Genomic DNA, 275 nt, shown 5'->3' with positions numbered 1-275 from the left:
CGCCTGGTAACGAACCGGGTCGAGCTTAAAAAGCACCTCGCCCTTTTGAATAAGCTGATTATTCTTGTCAGTGACTTCAGTAACAATTCCCGTCACCTGTGGCGTGATAGGGATCGCTATCACTGCCTTTTGCGCGGTAAAAGTGTAAGGGTGGTTGTAGTTCATCAACAAAATCAAACCACTCACCAGAAACACGCCTCCCAGCGCCGCCGTCGCCAGCGTCCACTGATTTACCGGAATGCGGAAGATTTTAAAGACCGCCCACGCCAGCGCCA

1 protein-coding gene is annotated in these 275 nt (G+C 51.6%); it reads right to left on the bottom strand.

All coding sequences use genetic code 11. The features are described 5' to 3' along the window. Window positions 1-275, bottom strand: a 275-nt coding sequence (locus RTW80_RS29150; protein WP_312721601.1) for a biotin/lipoyl-binding protein, incomplete at both ends; no start/stop codon positions are given.

It is taken from the genome of Escherichia sp. AM3, assembly GCF_032029835.1.
In the GTDB taxonomy this organism is placed as follows: Bacteria; Pseudomonadota; Gammaproteobacteria; order Enterobacterales; family Enterobacteriaceae; genus Escherichia; species Escherichia coli.
The sequence above is the reverse complement of the archived record's forward strand: the minus strand, read 5'-3'. Positions and strand labels throughout refer to the sequence as shown.